The sequence below is a fragment of the Draconibacterium orientale genome (genome assembly GCF_900111425.1).
In the GTDB taxonomy this organism is placed as follows: Bacteria; Bacteroidota; Bacteroidia; order Bacteroidales; family Prolixibacteraceae; genus Draconibacterium; species Draconibacterium orientale.
This window is the reverse complement of sequence record NZ_FOHT01000031.1, coordinates 45,656-66,844: the sequence shown is the minus strand read 5'-3', so window position 1 is coordinate 66,844 and position 21,189 is coordinate 45,656. Positions and strand designations below refer to the sequence as shown.

General features: G+C 39.3%; 18 protein-coding genes. 7 read left to right on the top strand and 11 right to left on the bottom strand.

The genetic code is table 11. The features are described 5' to 3' along the window. Nucleotides 1-423: 423 nt before the first annotated feature. The 10 genes from ilvC to BMW53_RS15810 all read right to left on the bottom strand — a co-directional run bounded on the left by ilvC (nucleotide 424) and on the right by BMW53_RS15810 (nucleotide 11,388). Nucleotides 424-1,899, bottom strand: coding sequence for a ketol-acid reductoisomerase (gene ilvC / locus BMW53_RS15855; RefSeq protein ID WP_038562749.1), 1,476 nt, complete (start codon nucleotides 1,897-1,899; stop codon nucleotides 424-426). Between the two features lie 235 nt (nucleotides 1,900-2,134). Then, a complete protein-coding gene (locus tag BMW53_RS15850; RefSeq protein ID WP_038562752.1) occupies nucleotides 2,135-3,016 on the bottom strand; it encodes a helix-turn-helix domain-containing protein in 882 nt (293 codons plus the stop codon). 29 nt (nucleotides 3,017-3,045) lie between these two features. Further along, nucleotides 3,046-3,699, bottom strand: a complete 654-nt coding sequence (locus tag BMW53_RS15845; RefSeq protein WP_168136446.1) for a porin family protein — start codon at nucleotides 3,697-3,699, stop codon at nucleotides 3,046-3,048. 152 nt (nucleotides 3,700-3,851) lie between these two features. Continuing rightward, nucleotides 3,852-4,448 carry a CDP-alcohol phosphatidyltransferase family protein gene (locus BMW53_RS15840; RefSeq protein ID WP_038562759.1) on the bottom strand — a complete coding sequence of 199 codons (597 nt, stop codon included), beginning with the start codon at nucleotides 4,446-4,448 and terminating at the stop codon, nucleotides 3,852-3,854. Between the two features lie 60 nt (nucleotides 4,449-4,508). Then, a complete protein-coding gene (locus BMW53_RS15835; RefSeq protein ID WP_038562761.1) occupies nucleotides 4,509-5,618 on the bottom strand; it encodes an SDR family oxidoreductase in 1,110 nt (369 codons plus the stop codon). A gap of 132 nt (nucleotides 5,619-5,750) precedes the next feature. Further along, nucleotides 5,751-6,425, bottom strand: a complete 675-nt coding sequence (locus BMW53_RS15830; protein WP_038562765.1) for a diacylglycerol/polyprenol kinase family protein — start codon at nucleotides 6,423-6,425, stop codon at nucleotides 5,751-5,753. 134 nt (nucleotides 6,426-6,559) lie between these two features. Further along, the gene (locus BMW53_RS15825; RefSeq protein WP_074780955.1) at nucleotides 6,560-7,288 is read right to left on the bottom strand and encodes a phosphatidate cytidylyltransferase; all 729 of its coding nucleotides are present in this window, start codon (nucleotides 7,286-7,288) and stop codon (nucleotides 6,560-6,562) included. A 1-nt stretch (nucleotide 7,289) separates the two neighbouring features. Beyond that, nucleotides 7,290-8,087, bottom strand: a complete 798-nt coding sequence (locus BMW53_RS15820; RefSeq protein ID WP_038562773.1) for a sulfite exporter TauE/SafE family protein — start codon at nucleotides 8,085-8,087, stop codon at nucleotides 7,290-7,292. Between the two features lie 608 nt (nucleotides 8,088-8,695). Further along, nucleotides 8,696-10,966: a TonB-dependent receptor domain-containing protein gene (locus BMW53_RS15815; RefSeq protein ID WP_038562777.1), complete on the bottom strand. Its 2,271-nt coding sequence runs from the start codon at nucleotides 10,964-10,966 to the stop codon at nucleotides 8,696-8,698. 50 nt (nucleotides 10,967-11,016) lie between these two features. Beyond that, on the bottom strand, nucleotides 11,017-11,388 hold the full coding sequence (locus BMW53_RS15810) for a hypothetical protein (protein WP_139178205.1): 372 nt from the start codon (nucleotides 11,386-11,388) through the stop codon (nucleotides 11,017-11,019). 228 nt (nucleotides 11,389-11,616) lie between these two features. Here BMW53_RS15810 and BMW53_RS15805 point away from each other — a divergent pair, with 228 nt between their 5' ends. The 7 genes from BMW53_RS15805 to BMW53_RS15775 are packed head-to-tail and all read left to right on the top strand — an operon-like array spanning nucleotide 11,617 to nucleotide 17,808. Further along, nucleotides 11,617-11,979: a hypothetical protein gene (locus BMW53_RS15805; RefSeq protein WP_038562785.1), complete on the top strand. Its 363-nt coding sequence runs from the start codon at nucleotides 11,617-11,619 to the stop codon at nucleotides 11,977-11,979. A gap of 3 nt (nucleotides 11,980-11,982) precedes the next feature. After that, nucleotides 11,983-12,672: an STAS domain-containing protein gene (locus tag BMW53_RS20670; RefSeq protein WP_081804917.1), complete on the top strand. Its 690-nt coding sequence runs from the start codon at nucleotides 11,983-11,985 to the stop codon at nucleotides 12,670-12,672. Between the two features lie 2 nt (nucleotides 12,673-12,674). After that, a complete protein-coding gene (locus BMW53_RS15795; protein WP_038562788.1) occupies nucleotides 12,675-13,064 on the top strand; it encodes an STAS domain-containing protein in 390 nt (129 codons plus the stop codon). Between the two features lie 12 nt (nucleotides 13,065-13,076). Continuing rightward, on the top strand, nucleotides 13,077-13,502 hold the full coding sequence (locus BMW53_RS15790; RefSeq protein ID WP_051568079.1) for an anti-sigma regulatory factor: 426 nt from the start codon (nucleotides 13,077-13,079) through the stop codon (nucleotides 13,500-13,502). Further along, nucleotides 13,493-14,554: an ATP-binding SpoIIE family protein phosphatase gene (locus tag BMW53_RS15785; protein WP_038562791.1), complete on the top strand. Its 1,062-nt coding sequence runs from the start codon at nucleotides 13,493-13,495 to the stop codon at nucleotides 14,552-14,554. The genes BMW53_RS15790 and BMW53_RS15785 overlap by 10 nt, the downstream gene beginning before the upstream one ends. Next, entirely contained in the window at nucleotides 14,514-16,715 is a 2,202-nt protein-coding gene (locus BMW53_RS15780) for an ATP-binding protein (protein WP_081804918.1), read from the top strand. Before BMW53_RS15785 ends, BMW53_RS15780 begins: the two co-directional genes overlap by 41 nt. Then, nucleotides 16,702-17,808, top strand: a complete 1,107-nt coding sequence (locus tag BMW53_RS15775; protein WP_038565596.1) for a hybrid sensor histidine kinase/response regulator — start codon at nucleotides 16,702-16,704, stop codon at nucleotides 17,806-17,808. Before BMW53_RS15780 ends, BMW53_RS15775 begins: the two co-directional genes overlap by 14 nt. A gap of 14 nt (nucleotides 17,809-17,822) precedes the next feature. Here the strand turns inward: BMW53_RS15775 and BMW53_RS15770 are convergent, their stop codons facing one another. Beyond that, a complete protein-coding gene (locus tag BMW53_RS15770; protein ID WP_038562793.1) occupies nucleotides 17,823-21,188 on the bottom strand; it encodes a PAS domain S-box protein in 3,366 nt (1,121 codons plus the stop codon). Nucleotide 21,189 lies beyond the last annotated feature (1 nt).

Below are 21,189 nucleotides of genomic sequence, written 5' to 3'. Positions count from 1 at the left end.
CGCGTAGCTTTTCCGAGGGAAGCGGGCGCAGCCTTGGGTTTTCTGTCTACTCTTTGGGCTAAACCAAAGAGTAGAATCCGGCTGATAAGCCAAAAGAATGTTGCTTATACTTGGTCGCTTTTATTCAATATTGAAACTTCTGAGTGAGATATTTTTTACTCCTCCACCTACTTTTCAATGTGATCCAGGAGAGTGTCGCCCGGGGTTATAAAAAAGGCGCAATTGCAAAGTGTATTGAAATACAAACATTCCTGCGCCGCATCTTTGCAGTTCATAAAAACGTAAGTCCTCCTGCTTTTACTGGTAATCCAAAGCAATGACCATATGAAGTGAAACAAAAAAAACTGGCCCCACCTAAAAGGCAGAGCCAGCTTTGAATTTTATCTGATCGTCTGTTTTTAATCTTTCAAAAAGAATATCTTCTTAAATAATCGATTTCATTGATTCCATTGCTTCGCGCAATTCGGCACCAATAATCTCCACATCGTGGTAACGAATTTCGTCGTTAATTTCAATCAGCTCTTTGTTGTCAACGTGTGCTGTTTTTCCTTCGTTGAAATTTTTACCGATTACATCAGTATCAATTTTTTTCATGAAGTCGGCCAAAAGCGGCTTACAGGCGTGATCGAAAAGGTAACAACCGTATTCTGCAGTATCAGAAATTGTACGGTTCATTTCGAACAGTTTTTTACGCGCAATGGTGTTGGCAATAAGCGGCGTTTCGTGTAACGACTCGTAATAAGCCGATTCCTCTTTAATGCCTGATTCTGTCATTACTTCAAATGCCAGCTCAACACCCGATTTTACAAAGGCAACCATTAAAGTTCCATTGTCGAAATATTCCTGCTCGCTAATTTCAATGTCGCCAGCCGGAGTTTTCTCGAAAGCCGTTTCGCCGGTAGCAGCACGCCATCCCAACAAGTTTTTATCATCGTTGGCCCAGTCTTCCATCATAGTTGACGAGAATTGACCTGACATAATATCATCCATGTGTTTTTCAAACAACGGACGCATAATTTCTTTCAATTCTTCTGAAAGTTTATAAGCCTCAATTTTAGCCGGATTCGACAAACGATCCATCATATTGGTAATTCCACCAAGTTTTAAGGCTTCAGTAATTGTTTCCCATCCGTACTGAATCAGTTTTGATGCATAACCGGCGTCGATTCCTTTTTCAATCATTTTATTGAAGCTCAGGATAGAACCGGTTTGCAATAAACCACAAAGAATGGTTTGCTCGCCCATCAGATCTGATTTTACTTCGGCCACAAACGAAGAAAGCAATACACCTGCTTTATGACCACCTGTTCCAACAGCATAAGCTTTTGCAATTTCCAAACCATCGCCGTTCGGATCATTTTCGCGGTGAACTGCAATTAGTGTAGGTACACCGAATCCACGCAGGTACTCGGCACGAACCTCTGAACCAGGAGATTTAGGAGCCACCATAATTACGGTAATATCGTCGCGAATCTGCATACCTTCTTCAACAATATTAAAACCATGCGAGTAAGCCAGGCAAGCACCTTTTTTCATCAATGGAACCACCTTGTTTACTACCGGAGTATGTTGTTTATCGGGCGTAAGATTCAATACCAGGTCGGCCTTAGGCACCAATTCTTCGAAAGTACCTACTTCAAAACCGTTTTCGGTAGCATTAATGTATGAGGCACGTTTTTCGTCGATGGCAGTTTGACGCAGCGCATAAGCTACATTCAACCCACTGTCGCGAAGGTTCAAGCCCTGGTTTAATCCCTGCGCTCCACAGCCCAATACTACAATTTGTTTTCCTTTCAGCTTTTCTACTCCGTCTGCAAATTCCGACTCATCCATAAAGTCGCATTTTCCCAACTGGTCTAACTGAAGACGAAGTGGCAATGTATTGAAATAATTTTCCATGATCTATTATTTTTTACGATTAATATTCTTTTAAGCTGCAATAGCCGGCGGTTTGTTTGCAAATACACCAACCTGAATACAAAGCAACAAAATTTCTGCTCGCCTGAAATGTAAAATTACATGATTTTTAGGTAATTTTCATGGATTTGGGTTTTAACTCTGTTTTAAGGATTAAAATTACACCATTAATTTTCAACGGCTTAAATAATGTAAAAAATATGGCATTTTACCACCATTAGAGCGATTGTGTGCGAAACTGCAGAGGCGAAACACCGACTTCGCGTTTAAAGAATTTGGCAAAATAACTTTGATCGGGGAAGTTCATTTTTGCAGCAATTTCCGAAACACTGAGGTTGGTGTGTACCAGCAGGCGTTTAATCTCGATAATCTGTTTTGCTTTAATAATCTGCGACGAAGTTTTCCCGGTTAGCTGGGTTACCGTTTGCGTTAAATGATTTGGTGTTAGCGCCATAATATCGGCATACTGCGCCACCGAAAGATTTTCGTGAAAATGCTCCTCCAGCAACTGAAAGAATTTTTTCACCACAATGTGCCCTTTTCCTTTCCAGCGGTTCTCGTCATACGGGTAGAGCGATGCGCTGGTTGTTAAAATAAGGTCGAGTACCGATCGTAAAATATCGATGGAATAACCTTCGGGCTTGCCAATTTCATCAACACCTTTTTTAAACAAACTCTCCAGAAAAAGTTTGTCGGCCTCATTCGTTAAAACCAGTGGTGGGTTATCCTGCCGGATGGTAAAAAAGAAAGGGAATTCAATTAAGCGGTTAGGATTTCGCTGGTTGAGCAGGTAAAAATCGGCGGTAAAAATAAAAATGAAACCGTCGATATCGTGTGAAAGCTCGATTTTGTGTGCCTGCCCCGGCGACATAAAAAATACACAAGGTGGCTCGATATCGTATTTATTACCATCGATAACGTGCGAGCCGCTGCCCTTGTGCAGGTACAACACTTCAAAAAAATCGTGACGATGCGGGTACTTTACAGCAAAATGCCGGTTGGCATCAAATACCTCAACCTGAAACTGCTGGCTTGCCCGTTCTTCCGAACTAAAATTGTGCAAGCTGTAAACCGGTAAATTTTCAGAACCTGCTTTCACTTATTTACAGATGTGATGGTTTGGCTATTTTAATCGTGTAATCTTAATGTATAACCAAGCGATAAACGTAAAACTCGTGTTTTTGTTTCCTGAATTTCCGCCGTTGCAATATCTGCCAAACCATAATCATACGAAGCGCACATGTTAAAACCGTTTAAAAACAGAAAACCTACTTTCCCGCTTACACCGTAATCCAGTCTTTTATAATCATGTTCAATGGAATCGTTTCCGAATTTAAGTGATTCCGAATCGTTGGAGTAATCAGCATTACCAAAAAGTCCCATTCCTACAAAAGGACCGGCACCAACATAGAACTTGTTTCTGCTCCTGAAACGATGGAGATATTTCACATACAACGGAACATCGATAAAATAAAGTGTGGTTTTATTTTCCGATGCTTCCAGCTTTTTATGAAAACCCTTTGTTTCGAATAGCAATCCGCTTTCAACAGCGAATTCCTGCGATTTATCTTTGTTTAAAACATATTCGTACAGCGCCCCAATATTCATTCCATACAAGGCCTTATAGGAATCTTCTACATCGGTTTCTCCCGTTCCAAATTTCATGTCGGTGGTGGCCATATTTGCACCTCCCAAAAAAGTAACAGATGAATATTGTGCCATAACACTGGCCGAACAAAGCATAAACAGTGCAATAATAAAAAGCGAAGCGGTTCTTTTCATGGTAATTAACTTAAAGTTGGGTTTATAAATATGAGGTGAAAGATATAAAATTTTATGGAAAACAGTAGTAAACAAGCTCAGGTGCATGCAGATAAGAAAATCAAACTATACAAAAACAAAAAAGCCACATCCGAATGAATGTGGCTTTGCAATTATTTTGCTTCCTTTTCTGCTTTTATTAACCAGTAGAGGCCCTTCACCCCAATCTTTATATCGTCGAGTTTAAAGAGTACAAATATCTTTTCGGTGTAGGCTATAATTCCCCACCCCACTGCCAGGTAGAAAAACCAGGTGTAAAACCCGAATACAAACAATACAAAAAAGAATATACTTTGCACATATCCGGCCGAAACAGCGGAATACAAGTGCAACCCAGGAATTTTACCGAAGCGCGCAAACGAAACAATGTAGCTCACTACAAACAATCCCAGGAAGAGGAACAGGAACCAGCTGTGCGGTTCAATATCGGCCCATTTAAATACAAACAGCCCTAAAATGGCCATGGCATAGGTACAAATATCGGCCAGGTTATCGAGCGCAGCGCCAAAATGTGTTTGCAATTTCAGGTAGCGGGCCAGGTTTCCGTCGGCCACATCGCTTACCAAACTAATACAAAGCAACCATACAAACAACGATTCGTTGCCTACAAGGGCGGCATAAAATATTACCGGAAATGCTAATAAACGGTATAAACTAATCGCATTTGGCAGATTTATAATATTCTCGCCACGTACAAAAATTTTCTTCATAATCCTCGTTTAAACTTAATGGGTGTAAACCTAAAATTTAGTTTCTGAAATTAAAATGATTTATACCGCAGCTTTAATTTCGTTCTCCTGTTGGTGGGTGTCACCATTCAGGAAATAGCTAAGCATACGGTGTACCGACTCGGCTGTTACCTCGCTTACTTCCTGGTTAACAATCGAATCGAGGTTGGTGGTATCGAAAACAATGTTGGTATCGATGTAGGCACCTGTAAACGACATACCAATGGCCATAATCCGCTCGAGCGAATTCATTTGCTCTTTCTCCAGGGTCATATCAGGAACGAGGTTAATTGGCATTAAACTACTGATGCTTCCCAGAATGTCGGCATTTTTCACCGATTTTTTGGCAATTAAATTCAGAATAACCGGCACCTGTTCAGCTTTTACGGCACTCATCAGGTAAGTTACTGCGGTATCGATAGGAATAAGGTTTTGTGTTGATTCAGGATCAAGTTTTAAGCGAATTACACTGTCAGGATATTTTTTTGCCAGTTTTTGTACCCGTTTCGAGAAATCGAAAATGCCGTAGTCGGTTTTTGTTACGCCGGTTTTGTTGTTTCCCACGACCTGCGACAAACGCAAAATACAAGCGTTTAATCCTTTATTATCGATGTAATCTTTAATTACATTTTCGGCATAACGTTTCGATTGCTCGTAGTAATTACGGAAGGCATCAATCTCTGCATTATCGTAAAATTTTTCTTTAAACGGCTCGTCGATACGACCGCATGAGTAGGCTGTGCTTACAAAATAAAAACGCGATTCTTTTGCCGAATATTTCTGAAAAGTATTAATCGAGTTGGTTACTCCCTGCAGGTTTGTTCCAAATATCTCTTCCTTCGATTTGATATCAAATTTTAAACTTGCTGCAAAATGAAAGTAATCGATGTTTCCTCCCAAAATGGTTTTCAACTCACTTTCCTGCAGTGCAAAATCGGTTTCAAATAACGAATAATCGTGAACTTCAAGATTTGTAAAATCAACATCCTCATCGCCTTTCATTTCTTTTAAGGCAGCTTTCACCCGCTCTTCGGCAGTAAATTTTTTATTACTGCGTGCGAGTGCAACTACCTTGTAGTTCTCTAACAATAATTCGTTTATAAAATTTGAAGCAACATAACCGTTGGCTCCGTTTATAACAATTTTCTTCATGACGTAATATTTGATTGGAAGACTTTAAAAATCTTCACTTAGCTATTCAGTTTTCTCTAATTTCTGTTCTACTATATACAAATTACTCCTTTTTTGGCAGAAATGCCAACAACACCGCTACATTTTACATCGCTACATTAATAGTAAAAGCGTAAAAGCTGCCCCAAGGGGAATGGTTAAATTGTCGGATCCGCGCCAACTGAGGAATTCTGCCAGCGTGCTGACTAACGCAACTGCCAGGCCAACATAAAAGGTTTTTAAATCGAAAACACCCCGATTAAAATATAAGGCTATCAAACTGATAATAAAACTGGTTAGCAAAAATGCCCCCGATCCGAAAATTGATTTCCCGGTATTGATACCAAATAATTTTATTCTATGGTTGTTTGTTTTAAAGCTCATTCCTACAATGGCTGCCATCGGATCGCTGATGCCCAAAATCAGCATGGGCAGGATGAAGATAAATTTACTATCGACGATATCCGATAGTAAAAATGTAAGATAAATTGATGCCGGTAACAGGTAACTTCCAATCGATTTTCGGTCGATATCGTGAATCGAATTCAGCTGTTTGCTGTATTGTGTTATAAACAGGGCCGCAAAAAATATTAATGCCAACACAAACACGTACCAATGACTTGAAAAAATGTATGGAAATGGTACCACGGCAATTGTGGCAGTAAAATGCGCAAACTTTCGTGTAAACTCTCCTTTAACTTTTAGTTCCCTGTAGTTAAGCTCGTTAAAAGCCAGTAATAATAGTATTGCAATAAAATATACTACTGACAGTGTAATAGTGTTTCCCATAAAAAAAATTTAGTCTCTGGTATTGTCCCCCTTTGTTTCCCGCTCTGTTTTCAATAAACAAAGTTATTCTTCAATAAGTTTTTCAAGTTCTTTTATTGATCGAACTGTTATTATCCTTTCCTGAAATGCTCAAGTTAAGAACCAATCATTAGAAAAAAAAATGTTACCCAGGCGCCTCCGGCAATTAAACTATCAAAGCGGTCAAGAAATCCGCCGTGCCCCGGTATTAAATTGCTATAATCTTTCACCCCGAATTTCCGTTTGTATAACGATGCTGCAATGTCGCCTAAAAAGGCAAAAACAATTATTCCCAATGTGAGCCCAGCCACCACATACCATTTGTTGTTGTATAATCCGTTTAGAAAAAAGCCGCTTGCGAAAGCAAACAAAGCACCACCAACTGTACCTCCAATGGTTTTATTCGGACTGATTTCAGGTGCAATTTTGGTTTTTCCCCATAACTGCCCCGAGATTTGGCTAAACGCATCAAAAATCGATAAGATCAGAAATGCAAAAAGCACCAGTTTATTATCCATAGCCCCAAACAACCACAAACCTGCCCCCAAAACGGCATAAATTAACAGGGAAACGATTACAAAGCCCGATTGCTGATAATTTGCCTTTTTATATAACCTTAAAAGTTCGAACGCACCGGCCAGTAATATTATTCCAACTAAAACCTGGAAAAATACCGGCTTTATTGTGATGCTGAAAAACAGAATGTGGATTATAATAAAATAGCTAATGAATTTTGTCCAGCTTTTTCGGGCCACAGCTTTTTCCTTTTTCCGGTTAATGAAAAAGAATCCTACTGCGCCAAGCACGAAATACGACAAAATGAATATGTATATAGTTAAAATCATATTATCTGTTTACAATCATTAATATACCAATTGCGGCAACCACAGCAGCATACACGTACTTCACCTTTTTCTCCGATTTTCCGATCTTCGATTTCGAGAACAGCCGTGGCCCCAAAAACGCACCAATTACCGAACCTGATGTTAGAAATGCTATTAGTGTAAGATCGATACTTCCCATTAAAAAGTGCGCGCCAACTGCAAAAACGGTGTTAACCAAAACCACCAGTAACGATGTGCCAACCACTAATTTTACAGGTAATCGCATCGAAAACAATCCGGCAATAATCGGAGCTGTTCCGCTGGTTCCGAATGTTCCGGCAATTAATCCGGCCGTTAAACCAAAAAACGAGCCTTTCCCAATTCGAACCGCTTTCAGCTTCGCTTTACTTTTTTGGGCTTCAACTTCCTTGTATTTGCGCACACCGGCAACCAGCATGTTTATGGCTATCAGAATGGAATACACTCCAAAAAGTATTTTCAACTGCGGCTCCGAAATCAAATTTGTTATACGTGCTCCAAGTAAAGCTCCAACAATTCCGGCAATACCAAACAAGGCCCCCGTATTGGTATCGATATTCCCTTTTCGGTAGTGCCCCCACGAGCCTACCAAACCAATTGGCAGTGTTGCTGCCAGCGAAGTGGCAACAGCAGTATGCGCCGGCACACCAATAATTAAGGTAAGCACGGGCAAAAAGAAAAAGCCTCCACCTCCACCGAGCATGGTACCAAAAAGGCCAATAACAAACCCAATTAAAGGCAAAAGCAGGTAAATATTTTCAAATGAAGAACTAAAAATCATAATTTATTTTTACGGTGAGCTAAAATTAAAAATTAATAACTCAACCGCAGTATTTAAAACCAGTCTAATTGAAACTCCTCGCAGCAAAGCTGACGAGGAATCCGATTCCGTTAAGGACTTTTTTATTGTTTTGTTCGCTTACCCCGAGGCAAAGCCATCGGGGAATGCGCTCACCGAAATTCAAAATTCAAAGGTATAGCTTAAAAATTTATGGTTAAGTGATACGAAACACAATGTAAAAACATGCTCTGTTTTTTAACATCTGTTAACATACAAGGCAAAAAAAGAGTTCTGAAATTGATTTTTTGCATCGGAAATAAGTGAAGAAAATTATAACACAATTCGAGTTATAATCCCGGCGAATAACTTTAAATTATTAGTTTGAATAGAAAGAGGCTGTCCCAAAAGTTGTTTTGTGTTAGATTGATCTTGCAATTTGTAAGTAACCACCAGGTTTTTCACCCCAAAATCCCCTGTAGGGGACTTTAAGCCTCCCGCTTCAGGGGAGGTTTGGAGGGGTAAAATAAAAGTTGATTATAAATTGTAAGTTTCTTCTAAAATAATTTTTCTTTATGGACAGCCCCTTTTCGTCTGCTTCTTACAATAAGTTATAAGAAGCTAATGGTGAGTGTTACGTAAAAACTCCGCCCGGGCGAATATATTGGTCGTGCACCAGCGCCCCGAACCGACCGCGCCAGGTGTTCGTAATATGCTTCATCAAACAAGTTCTGAACACCAGCGGTAGCATTAAAAACTCTGCTCATCATCCACGAAACTTTTGCATCAACAACGCTAAAAGCTGGTGTTTCATTCTCGCCGTACGATGTTGCAATCCGATCCTGTTTCATGGCGTGTCGGAACTTGATTTCAGGTTTTACTTTTCCTTCTACAAAATTTCCCATCAGGTGATAATGAAACTCCATCGGAGGAATCTCGGGCAGCGGTTCATCCAATTGCTGATTTTGGCCGTGCGTATATACCAATCCTAAATCGTGACTTAAGAAAGTATTATATTGCTGTGTCCAGTTGGCTTCAAAACCGGTCATCAATGCCTTTTTAATGTTTACAAACTGTCGTACACCAGGAGAAGTATTCATTGCCGGCTGCAAATCCTCACGAATTTCGGATGAAATATAATCGCGCAAAACCGAGGTAAACACGTTTATATTAATATTTGTTTTTACCGTTTGATAGCGAAAAACCAGATCGAGCTGATTATTAATTTCCGGATCAAGATCAGGATTCCCCAACATTTCATACGGATCGAGCCCAATCGGAAACTGATTGATGTAACGCTCGGCAATTCCCGGACTGCGTGTGGCCATGCCTGCCCATAAGCCCAGCGAAATATTTTCGTTGAACAAACGTGTTCCGCCAACACTAAGCGACGGATGCACCTGAGAAGATTTCAATCCGGAATAAATTTCCTCAAAACGCGGATCAGGATTATTGGCTTTGGAAGAATTGATAGTTAAGCGCCCCGAAACCACAAACTGAAATCCCGGTTGTGCAATATGCCATTCACCAAACAATCCGGTGCGTTTAATTTCTGCATCCTGCCATACATTATCGCTTAATACTTTGCCAGCCATTGGCCCCATTAACATGGTACGCTCGCGATATCCGTCGGCCGATTCAAAACGATAATCGGCACCGGCATACAGGTAGCTTTTGTTAAAATCGAAACGCAGTTCTGTTCTTCCACCGTAATTCCGCGTTTCGGCATCGGTAATCGCATCCACCATGCGCGGATCAAGTACTTTATCGTAATTATCCATCAGGTGATCAACCATGGTTCCGTACACACTGGTATTCCACGAGCTAAGCGCTTTGTCGTAAAACACGGCCGAATGACTGGCGTTTACCAACCAGGTATTGTCTTCGCGTAAATCCATTGGTAAGGCAGGGAAATCAACATCTTTGGCAATATTGTTTGATACCAGCACGCCAACATTTTGTGTTTGACTGATTTTTACGCCCACTTTTCCGCCCCAGTTCAGGCGGTTAAAACGTGCTGCAATATCCATTCCATCGCCATCGGTATAATCATCGCCGGTTGAATAGGCACCAAACATCCGAAAGTCGACTTTTGAACCGGAAACTCCTGCCACTCCTTCTGTTCTGAAGATATTCCCATTACTCTCGTAACTGGTTCCTAATCGGCCAACAGGCGTTGATTTCTCTTTGAAATCAGGTGCGGAACTTTTAAAATTTATAGTTCCTCCAAAAGCATTTCCGTAACGCAGACTATGCGGTCCTTTTAACACTTCTGCCTCAGTGACCATGTTAATGGGAATTTGACTGGCAGCCGGGTCCATTCGGTTTGGGCAAGCTGCCGAAGCCGTCTGACTTCCGTCTAAAACCAGGTTAATCTGGTCGTATTTAAATCCGCGAAGAACCGGGTCGAAACCATAAGCACCGCTTTTCCTGATTGTAGATATTGACGGAACTGACTCCAACAAATTTCCTGCATCATGCGCCAGTTTGTTCTGTACGGTAAATTTCATCTTTCGTTTGTCGCCGGCCGTTGGATGCACCAAAACTACGGTTGCCGGCAAATAGGTTGACGACTGCTGAAGTTCAAGAACTCCCTTCTCAACAAAAGTTTCAACTTCATTGGCACTAAATGCAACTTTACCATATTGCAGGTGCGATAAAAACAATTGTGCTCCTTCGGTAAAAGACAAAACAATGTTTCCTTCTTTATCCGAAAATCCCCGAATATTATCGTATTGATAATGTACATCAGCAATTCCCAATTCTGTTTTTTTGTCTGCTATTTTAATTATTTTTTCCTGTGAATAAGCCGTATGTACCACTACTAGCAATACCAATACATACGCCATTCTTATTCCGGAATTGTAAAAGATCTTTCTCATTCCAAAAATGATTTAGTAATGTTTTTTGAATAAGTTAAAGGGGGCAAATTTTAACATATACCAGCCGGAGGATGAAAGACCTTAAAAAGATTTTGAAATGAATATTGGGTAGCAACTTTACCTGCTAAGTTTTCTTTTATAGTACACAATGCAAAATTAATTCCTGAGAGTGGAACACAAAAATCAATATTTTGCTTCTCGGTTTGCTGCGGAGGAAGTTCCTTTTTCTGCTCATCCTGTTCGTGCATTCGTTTTTCTAACTGGCAACAACCTTTACACGTTGATCCCTCAATGTCCTTTTCAATACACAAATTCTTGGCAATATAATCCTGATTGATTTTAAAGGAGAATAAAATCAAAAGTTCAGAAAACTGAAACATAAAAACAGAACATGTTACTATTAAGGAAATCAGGTATTTCACGTCTGTCAGTTGATTTTTTTCAAAGTTACTAATTTAACATCGATCATAATCAAAAGTTCATATCCTTAGAGCGGATAGGCATTTTTCCCATAATCAATCATCTTTTACCCCATACCTTTTAAGGTTTTTAAACCTGCAAAAACAGCATTCTAAGGCAGCAATTCACCGCTATGTTCAGCATAAATACTATATTTTTACGCCAAGTTTACAAACCTAAAAAAGCAAATAATGGAACACAATCTATGGTATGACAAAGATACTAAAGTTATACACTTGCAATTTACACGCGATTACCTAACAACCGACATCCCGGACATCAGAAGCAAGATGAATGAACTTTTTGATGATATACCGTATCGTCAAATGTGTATTCATATCAGCAAAACAGCTAAAGTTGAAAATCGCGAAACCCGTGAACAATCCAACCAACTTTTGAAAGAGTTTGAAATATCGCATGTTGCCTTTATCGGAGGTAGCGCCGCCAACCGAATGATTGCAAAAGTAATGTTGAAAACCGGGGCACTAAAAATTAAGGGCGATTTTTTTAAAACAGTTGACGAAGGAGTAAATTGGTTAATGAGTAAACGATAAGTTATGTCAGAAAAAATAGTATTCGAAAAAGCTAAAGAAAGAATTGAGCACATTGAAGATGTATTATCATCGGTTGCTGCCGGAGATCTGGATGTTAGAATTGAAGCAGAGATTGAAGATGATTTAACCGGAGTAGAAGAAGCAATTAATATTTTAATTGAAGATTTAACCTACGAGTTAAAGCAAAGCAAAAAAATGCGCGAAGAGCTAGAAGAAAAGCTTTCAAAAATTGAAGATCAGCAAAAAACAATTATACGCCAGCAAGACGACTTACTGGAACTTTCGAGCCCAGTATCAAAAGTTTGGGATAACATTCTTATTCTTCCGGTAATTGGGACACTTGACAGCCAGCGTGCACAAATAATGATGGAAAATCTGTTGCAAAAAATCGTTGATACCGGCTGTACTATGTCAATACTTGATATTACCGGTGTTCCAACCGTTGATACACAGGTTGCCAATCACTTACTAAAAACTGTAACTTCTGCCCGACTACTGGGTGCCGATTGTATAATTTCAGGAATTAGCCCGGCAATTGCACAAACAATTGTTCACCTCGGAATTGACCTTTCGGTTATAAAAACCAAAGCAACACTACAAGATGCAATGATTTATGCCATGCGAAAAAACAACCAACTTACCCATGGCAAAATAAAATCAGATCATTTGTCTGAAACCGAAGAAACAGAATAGGTATGAACATTGATTTACACGAAAAGAAAATACCCATAATTAAAATACGCGATTTCCTGATCGTTTCTATCCAGGTAGATATGCACGACAAACTGGCCATTCAGTTGCAATCGCAAATTCTTGAAGAGATTGAAAAGACTGGTGCCAAAGGAGTACTTATCGATATTTCAGTACTTGAAATGGTCGATTCATTTATTGGGCGCATGCTATCAGGAATGGCATCAATGGCCGCCATTATGGATGCGGCCGTAGTTATAGTAGGTATGCAACCTTCAGTGGCAATAACCTTAGTAGAGCTTGGATTAGAAATGCCCGGTGTTGACACAGCACTAAATATGGAAAAGGGCATAGAAATGCTGGAAGAACGCCTCTCAAATTATAACACTTTATAAAAGGCGATGCCCATGAACGAAATTAGTTTCGACAATAATTGGGAACAACTCGGCAAATATCCAATCGTTACAGAACACGACATTGTAAAAATCAGGCAACTTGTTCGTCACCATGCCAAAGAAGCGCGCATGGGAATTGTTGAACAAACACGCATTACGACAGCTGTTTCCGAACTATTTCGGAATATGTTTAATTACGCCGAAGGAGGTGATGTTTTAATTGAGCGGGGAAACATTGACGGAAAAAATGCGCTGATTGTTACCTGTATCGATCAGGGTCCGGGAATTGAAGATCTTGAACTGGCAATGAGCGACGGCTATACTTCCGGAATGGGAATGGGATACGGACTTCCCGGAACCAAACGCTTAGTAGATCGTTTTGAAATCCAATCGGAAAAAGATAAAGGCACTATTGTAAGGGTTATGAAATGGAGATAGTTCGCGAACAAATACTAACATTGCAAATTGAGCATGAATCAGACATTGGTATTAGCCGACGCAAATCGGTGAGTCTGGCAAAACAACTTGGTTTTGACGATGTTAAAACCGGCGAAATTGCAATTATGGTAACCGAACTTGTTACCAACGTTTTAAAACACGGCGGAAGAAAAGGCAAGATTTTGGTTTGCGAATTAAAAACCGATGAAGGACAAAAAGCAATTGAAGTTTGGTGTTGCGACTCCGGCCCCGGAATACCCGACATTGAAAAAGCGATAAAAGACGGTTTTTCAAATAAAATCTCGTTAGGTATTGGATTGGGCTCCATTCGTCGTTTTTCCGATGTGTTTGAGATTAACCCGGAACACACTCCTTTTGTAAACGACAATGCGCTTCACGGACTCGAAACCTATAAAACATGCATAAGAACCCTAAAATGGGTACCCAATAAAAAATGGATTGGCACAAACCGATCGATAAGTATTGGTGCTGCATCGCGTGGTAAACCCGGAGAAAATCTAAATGGCGACTGTTATGTGATCAATCATATTTCTCCAACTAAAACGATTGCTGCCGTGATGGATGGTTTGGGGCATGGCAAAGAAGCGCATTTAGCTTCGCAACTGGCTCGGGAGCAAATTATTCTGAAAGCGAACCAACCGGTTGACCTTTTATTGCAACACATGAATGCCGGAACACGCGGAACACGAGGTTTAGTTGCTTCAATTGTGTCAATCGATACCGAGAAAAACAAATTACAATTTAGTGGAATAGGAAATATCGAAAGTTTTATCGTTAGCTCAAACGTAAAAAAGAACCTGTTATCATACGGTGGAATAATTGGGCACAATATGCGAACACCTCGTGTGTTTGAGTATAGTTTTGAGCCCGGCGATTATATCTGCCTGTCATCCGACGGAATTACTTCGCGTTGGCGACACGAAGACTTTAACTGGAAAGATCATCCGCAAAGCATAGCCGAAAATTTAATAACGAATTACGCACGAAACAATGACGACGCTACCATTCTTATCATCCGCTACGATACATAACGTGGGTACGCTTGTGGTTCAGTTCGAGTCTGACGTTGTTCGGGCAAGAAATCTGGCATCGCTTTTGGCACAAGAAACCAAATTCGATAAAACCACTTGCATTAGAATTGGTACGGCCGTATCAGAACTTAGCCGAAACATTATAGAGCATGCCGGACAAGGAACGATTGAATTTATGCTTGCTGAACGCAAAAGCCAAAGCACAGGTATCGTTATTGTTTTTAAAGATAAAGGGAAAGGAATAAATGATCTGAACCTCATTCAATCGGGAAATTTTCAATCGAAAACCGGTATGGGCGTGGGTTTAAGCGGCTCGCAGCGTTTAATGGATGAGTTTGATATTAAAACCGGCCCCGAAACCGGAACCATAATTACAACCGCAAAATGGCTTCCAAAATTTTCGCGACAAATTGAAGGCAAACGAATAGAAAAAATAAAAGAGGCTTTTGAGAAAACGATAGAAAATGGCGATTCGAGCATGGTCGACACCATTAATTCTCAAAACAACGAACTGGTTTTTCTGTTGCGAAAACTGCAGGAACGTAACGACGAAATTGAAACCATGAACCAGGAACTGGAGGAAACAAACAAAGGTGTTGTTGCTCTTAACCGCGAACTGGAAGACAAAGCCATTGCCATCGAAAAAGCCAAACAGGAAGCCATTCAGGCCAACCGTGCAAAAAGTGAGTTTTTGGCAAATATGAGTCACGAAATCAGGACGCCGATGAATGCCATTCTTGGTTTTGCCGAAATTATAGAATCAAAAATTGAAGACGATGCTTTAAAACAATATGCCTCGGCCATTTCTTCAAGCGGCTCTGCCCTGCTCAGCATTATTAACGACATTCTCGATTTATCAAAAATTGAAGCCGGTAAAACGGAACTAAACTACCATGCTGTCAAACTTCAATCGTTACTAAACGAGGTAGCCCAAATTTTCAAACACAAAGCCGATGAAAAGCAAATTGAATTTATAATCGAAGTTCAGGAAGCCGTTCCTTCGGCAATAATTATTGACGATGTGCGCTTGCGGCAAATTCTGATAAACCTCGTTGGAAATGCCATAAAATTCACTGAGAGCGGATTTGTAAAGCTAAAAGTAAATCAGGAAAACAATACCGATAATCAAGAGAAACAAAATCTACATTTTATGGTGCAGGATACCGGAATTGGTATCGACAAAAACCAGCAGCAGTTGATATTTGGCGCTTTTGAACAGCAAAAAAATCAGAATATTAACAAATACGGCGGAACCGGTCTTGGTTTAACCATTACCAAGCGCCTGGTTGATATGATGAACGGGAAAATATGGGTTGAAAGTGAGGCTGATAAAGGAAGTATTTTTCATGTTGTGTTGAACGATGTTGAAATTGGAAATATTGATCATGCAAAAGAAGAACATAAACCGGTAAATAATTCGTTTCAGTTTGAGCCTGCAACAATATTGCTTGTTGATGATATTTCGACAAACCGTAAACTGGTAAAAACGTTCCTCAAAGGTTTTGACTTTCGAGTAAACTGTGCCCGAAACGGAAAAGAAGCACTGGATGCAGTAAAAGAAATAATGCCCGATGTTATTTTAATGGACATAAAAATGCCGGTAATGGATGGGTTTGCAGCCACCGAAATTTTAAAAAGTAATAAAGAATTTAAACATATTCCCATCATTGCATTTACTGCATCGGCATTAAAAGAAGAAATTGAAGAAATACGGAAATCCAGTTTTGATGGTTACCTTCAAAAACCATTTACACGAAAAAAAATTATAGCCGAACTTGCAAAAGTACTTAAGCATAATAGCAGCGAAAAAGACAAAGACAATGTAGTAATGCCATCAACTCAGCCCAATCAAACCGATGAAAATATAACCACCTACTCGGAAGAATTTTTAGATATCCTGAATAATCAGCTCTACAAGCAGTGGGCAACAGTAAAGGATACATTTATATTGGGCGAGATAAATGATTTTGCTAAAAATTGCGTTAATCAAGGTGAAGAATATAATGCCAAACAATTAATTGGCTGGGGGTTAAAAATTCAAAAACAAATTGTAAATTTAGACATGGAACACTTGCCAGTTACCATTAAAGATTTTGAAAATATATGGCAAATGTTTAATGCAAAAAATAAAGAATCTGGAACATACAATGATGCAAAATAAGAAACCGGTAATACTTATTGTAGATGATGTGCCTAAAAACATTCAGGTACTGGGAACCTTACTGGCAAAATTTAAATGTGAGTTGGCGGTTGCTATGAACGGCCAGCAAGCCCTGGATACCGTCGAAAAAGTAAAACCCGATTTAATTCTGCTGGATGTAATGATGCCAATAATGGATGGGCACGAAACCTGCAGAAGATTAAAAAGTAACGAAGCAACTAAAGATATTCCGGTAATATTTCTATCAGCCAAAACCGAGACTGAGGATATTGTTGAAGGCTTTAAGCTTGGCGCTGTTGATTACGTTACCAAACCTTTTATCGGAAAAGAGTTGGCTGCCCGCGTAAAAACGCACCTCACGCTACGCCAAACACAGCAAACGTTAAGCGAAGAGGTACATTCAAAGAATAAGTTCTTCTCCATTATGTCGCACGATTTGCGTGGGGCTTTTGGCATAATTACCAATTTTGTTCAGCTTATTCAGGAAGGAGGCGATTTTCTTACCAACGAGGAAAAAGAGGAATTGCTAAACGATATTCAAACCACCTCGGCAAATACTTTAGATCTTCTTGAGAATTTGTTAAAATGGGCACGATCACAAACCGGAGCAATTAAATTTTCGCCCGAGAAATTAATGCTAGGCTGTATTTTTGACGAGATAAACAGAAATCACACCAATATTGCACAAGCCAAAGAAATTAAAATTTCATCCGCATTAAAAGAAGATGTTGAAGTTTACGGCGACAGGAATATGGTTCTTTTAATACTTCGCAACCTGGTTTCGAATGCAATAAAGTTTACACCGAAAGGCGGACAAATAACCATTGCAGCAGAAAAAACTAACGATGAAGTTAAGATTTCTGTAAAAGACACCGGAATTGGAATTGAAGCGGATAAATTAAACCAGCTGTTTTCAATCGATTCGAAAACAACATCAACCGGTACGGCCAACGAGCAAGGTCATGGTTTGGGACTTGTTTTATGCAAAGAATTTGTAAAAATAAATAAGGGAGAAATTGGTTTAGAAAGCACACCGAGCCAAGGTACTACTGTCTGGTTTACACTACCAACTCAGCCACTCGAAAACTCTTGATTTTATATTGGGTTTTACTTCGTAATTTGTTTGAGATAATCGATCAAATCAGGAAATCCCGAAAGCTTACGGTCGATCAACTCAATATCAAACGATTGTAAACCCAAGTCAAGCTCGGTGCAATAGCGCGATAACGGAGCACACATTTTTAACTGTGCCAGTTCTTTCAACTTGTTTTTAAACTCTTCTATTTCGTAAATAACCAAGCTGCCTTTTAGTTTTTGCCAAATCGGCATAAAGTCCGTTTCCAGCGCCTCAATTGTTTCGGGTAATCGTTTTAAACAATCTGCAGAGAACTCTTCATTATCTTCTTCATTATTTTCAACGCTTTTTGTTTGATATTCAAATTTATCGGGTAAGAACTTCAATAGCAGCGCTTCCAAATCCTTTTTAAATACCGGTTTTTGCAGAAAATCATCAAAGAATAATTCAATTAAATCATTTCTCGATTTTAGCGTTGAAGCCGAGAAAGCAACAATAGGAATATCTTTTAAACTGTTATCATTCTTAATCATTCGGGTAACCTCAAAACCATCAATTCCGGGCATTCTAATATCCATAAAAATTAAATCCGGTTTTACCGTATTTAATTTTGCCAGCGCCTCCGATCCATCAAAAGCCTCAACATATTCGACATCCTTCGAATTTATAAGTGCCTTTATAACCTCAATATTATAGCCAATATCGTCAACAACCATAATTGTACACGGCCCCAGTTTGGCATTCATATTTTCGGTCTCCTGGTGCAAATGTTTGTTTGCACTACTAAAGTGATCTATTTTTACCCCGTTTAATGTTACGGTAATAGTTGTTCCTTTTCCCTTCTGGCTTTTTAGCGAAATTGTTCCTCCTAAGCGTTTTATTAAACCATCAACAATAGCCAGTCCTAAACCTGTTCCTTCGTATTTCCGGGTACTTTGCCCATCAAGCTGTGCAAAGGATGTAAAAATTTTCTGTTGCTTTTCTTCATCAATTCCAATTCCGGTGTCTTCAACAGTTATCATTAAATCAACCTCGTCTTCCTTTTCGGTTTCAGAGGCAAAAGCAAAGATGTGTATATAGCCTTTATCGGTAAATTTAACTGCATTCGACACCAAATTGAAAATTACCTGGTACAAACGAAGTTCGTCCATTAAAATATATTCCGGCACCGAACTTTCGGTGGTAACTTTAAAATTGAGGCCTTTTTTAACCACCTCACTTTCAAAAGCCATTTTAATGTCGGTAACAATTTCGGTATATTTCATCGGGCTGTATTCAACATCTATTTTCCCCGATTCGATTTTTGACAAGTCAAGAATATCATTAATGACATTTAATAAATGTCTACCACTATTTATTATCGATGACAAATAACCTTTGTGCAGGTTGGTGTTTGTGTTTTCGTACAACCATTGGCTGAATCCTAAAATGGCATTTAATGGTGTGCGTATTTCGTGCGACACATTGGCCAAAAACTCCGATTTAAGAACCGATGCCTCTTCTGCCAGGTTTTTCGCCTCTTCCAGCTCTTTTTCGTTTTGCTTAATAATACTAACATCCCTGATGATCATTAAAACCTCAGTATCGTTAAGCTTTACCAGGCGCGCCTCGTAATGTTCTTTTTCATCCCAATTCAGGTTTGCAAATTCAACCTGGTGTTCATTGTTTTTGAGGCACTCATTAATGGCATCGTGAAATAAACCTGAAAGTTTTTTATTGAAAGCCAACTCAATCGTCTTACTATCTTTATTTTTTATCAGGTTTGATAAATTGGAATGAGCCGCCGATTTTAAGGCCAGAATTTCCCCTTTGTTGTTAACATGCAGAATTACATCGGGAATGGATTCAATTATTATCCGATTTTCTTTTTCACTCTCAATCAACTCATTCTGTACCCGCTGACGAATAAAATTATGAGATAGCAGGTTAGAGATGGTACGAAGTAATTCGATCTCTGATTGTCGCCATTTACGTTTTTTCGCACATTCATCAAAGCCGATAAACCCAATTCGTTTATTCCGACCAATTAACGGTAATACCAAAATCGATTTAATTTCCTGAGGTTCGAGAATATCAATTAAGTCCTGCGGCAAATCAGTAATATTCTCCGAAAAAACCATTCCTTTTTCATCCAGTAATTTTTCCCAGGATGGTATTACGCTGTATGGTAACTCTTGCAATTCATCCATCTGTGGTTCAATTCCGGTGTTACACCATTCGTATGTGTTACTGGTAGTTAAATCAGTAGCACTGTCTTCAAAAATATAAACACGACTTACATCAAGGTGTTGGCCAATTAGCTTTAATGCATCATCGGTTTTTTTCTCAAAATCGGTTAATGTGTTATAACTTACTGATATTTGCGAGAGCAAAACCTGTTGTTCCAGGTTGTGGGCAATCTCCAGTTCGTGCTTTTTCCTTATGCTAATATCAAACATTACTCCGCGCAGCCCAACTACCTCTCCTTGTTCATAAACCGGCGTTGTATTCACAATCACGGAAATAGGTTCTCCATTCTTTCGTTCTACTACATATTCTGAGGTAGTAGACTCTCCGCCTTCATAAATCTTTCGAATATTTTCGCGCACCTTTTTACGATGTTCCGACGGAAATATTTTAAGAATATTAAAGTTGTTGTTAAATACCTCTTCCTTTGTGTAACCAAATTTTTCAATGGCAAACTGGTTGGCATAAGTTATAACACCGTTTTTGTCCAGTTCGCAAATCATTTCGGGCAAGGCTTCGGTGAGTTCCCGGTAACGTTTTTCGCTTTTCTCTAACTTGTCTTGTCCCAGTTTTTGGTGTGTTATGTCGTGGGCAACAACTATAATTTCGGTAAACCTGCACTTTTTTTCCGATTCCAGTTCGAATCCCGGCTCGGCAAGTGCCTGCTGTTTTATGGGGCAAAACTGACAGTTTTCGCTGGCAAATTGTACGTTAAGTCGTAACCATATTTTTGTTCCACGGGCCGAAAGTACCGAGACATCGTGATAATTTAGACACTTACGTTTTATAAAACTTTTTGCAAAATGTATAAATGTTTTCTTCTGTTCTTCAGCGGGTAAAAATTCCAGAATATTTTTTCCGATCAGGTTCTGATCTTCTGTTCCAATAATCTTGTTTACAATCTGGTTAGTAAATTTTATATTGCCTTTCAAATCAAGGCGAAAGATCATATCGTTGATACTCTCGACCATAGTTTGATATTCCAGCTCCGATTCTTTTAGTTTAAGGGTTCGCTTTTCAACCAACGATTCAAGATTCGAATTTAAATCCTTAAGCTGTTCATTTGAATGATAAAGTTCAAGTGCCTTTTTCTCGAGAAGTTGTTCTGCTTCCTTTCTGGCAGCAGTTTCTCGTTGTAATTTGCGTTTCAGAAGTTCAAGTTCTTTACTCATT